The organism is Siphonobacter sp. BAB-5405, from assembly GCF_002872335.1.
GTDB lineage: Bacteria > Bacteroidota > Bacteroidia > Cytophagales > Spirosomataceae > Siphonobacter.
In genome coordinates, this window is record NZ_NJAG01000146.1 from 1 (window position 1) to 1944 (window position 1944).

Annotated in this window: 1 protein-coding gene and 1 pseudogene; both read right to left on the minus strand. The window is 47.2% G+C overall.

What is annotated here, in order from left to right; genetic code table 11:
- A pseudogene (locus BWI97_RS29145) lies at positions 1 to 520 on the minus strand (hypothetical protein); the annotation flags it as partial.
- Positions 517 to 1485, minus strand: a complete 969-nt coding sequence (locus BWI97_RS29150; RefSeq protein WP_255403256.1) for a beta-L-arabinofuranosidase domain-containing protein — start codon at positions 1483 to 1485, stop codon at positions 517 to 519. The pseudogene BWI97_RS29145 and the gene BWI97_RS29150, both read right to left, overlap by 4 nt.
- Between the last annotated feature and the right edge of the window lie 459 nt (positions 1486 to 1944).

Below are 1944 nucleotides of genomic sequence, written 5' to 3' on the forward strand. Positions count from 1 at the left end.
TGGACACCGAGTTTTCATACCAGGTGTTGTTGAAAACGTGCATTGGCAGGTACAGTTCCAGCACATCACCCGCTTGCCATGCCCGGTTGATTTTCACTACTTGATTCCCCGCTGACTGCTGTACTACGTTTCCGTTGATTCTGATTGTCGCCTGCTTACACCAGGCTGGAATGCGCAGGTGGAACGGAAACGAAGCCTTTCTCGATGGGTTCACAACAAACCGAATTATTTCCTCGAAGGGATAACCCGTTTCTTCTTTTACCGAAACGTGAAGCCCATTGGACAGGCCGATGGTGGCTTCACTAGGCGAATAAGCCAGTGCTGCAATTCCTCGATCGGCTGTAGCATACCATAGATTTTGAACAAATTTGGGCCAACCCTGGTGCATGTTCGACGTACAGCATGGATAGCCCGACAGCAAGCCGAAGCAGACATCGGTGCCACCGTGATTATCGCCAAAGTTGCGCACATGCCGGGTTGCCATCACCTGATTGGCCTGTTGAAAATACTGATGAGTCATATAATCGTCAGATACCTGCGTCGGCAAGGCGTTAAAGGCAATTTTTTCAAGTTGATCAGCATAGGATACCTCCCCCGTGATTTCGAGAATACTTTCCAGCGAAACATCATCTCAACCGCTGAGCAAAGCTCTGATCCCTGCGTTGGGTTGTTGCCGTGCAGTGCTTCATCGCCACCATAAAGACCGTGCGCCATGCCGTTGTATTGCCGAATATCGGAAAAGGCTTTTTTCGTAGCATCGAGGTATTTTTTGTCAGGATGATGCTGATAGTATATAATGGGTTCTTTGATACCCTGTGCCAGATTTACGCAGTGAATGCTACCCGGTCTGGCCAGAAAATCAGTATTCAAAAAGCCATTGGTATAGTTGAATGTTTGTTTATGAACAAGATCACCCAGGTCGAGCAGAAATTTATCGCCAGTGATGTTGTAGAGCCAATAGATCACCGCCAGATTATCGCCACCCCGATAACGTGCCCAGAAGGTCCAGTGATCAAGTGGTTTTTGGGGTAGTTCTTTGAGCTGATACTTGAAATAATTGGTCATCAATGTGATGACTCGTTTGTCCCCTGTAGCCGAGTAATATTGCTTCAAAACCTTCAACATGACCATCTTAGGCCACCAGTCCCGGCTATTGTCACGCTGGATGCCGGGTTCTGGACTATAATCTTTGGCAGGTCCAAAGTAGCCGTCGGGTTGCTGACTGGCAAGCGCCCATTCTACCCATGGTTTTGTCTTGGCGATCAGCGCTGAATCGTCCAGAATGTAGGCGAGGGGTAAAAGACCATCAATCCAGTACGGGCCCCGCTCCCACTGATCACCATCACCACCCAGCCAGCCGTTACGCTGATTCATCACGAGTGGATACAGCTCGTCCAACTGACCGGTTGCCCCGTTTTTCTGGCGAATGAGCATTTCCTTCAACCAGCCCCAGCGGTTTAATGGTACCCAGCGGTAATTCGACATAAGGGTTTTGGTGTAGAGGAGCCCGGCTATGAACATGGGCTATAGGCTGAGGCTTAGTTGTTTTTACTTGCCCAACCGCTGTCAGGGTAAAGCTTAGCAAAAGAAGGTGAAGCGTACCATTTAATTTCATACAGTATAATTAACTGGTGATCATAAATTGTTGAAAGAAAGGAGAACAGGCCCTTTCTATACTATTTACAAAACTATTTACGAAAACCAAACAGAGCACCAAATAAGGTATTGGTGTTCTGTTTGGTTTTCGTCGCCCTGAACGGTTCTACAATAAATTAACTGGGCACAAGCCACATTACGCACACAGGTAGAGCAGAAGTGGTTCGGATAGCTTACCAGAAGTCGGTTCAAGGCTATTGCCAGAAAGTACTTCAACTCATTTGATGCTTCTAATGAGACCAAGTAAAGATTGAACAGTACAGCTAACGATTAACAAAGTACTGACTT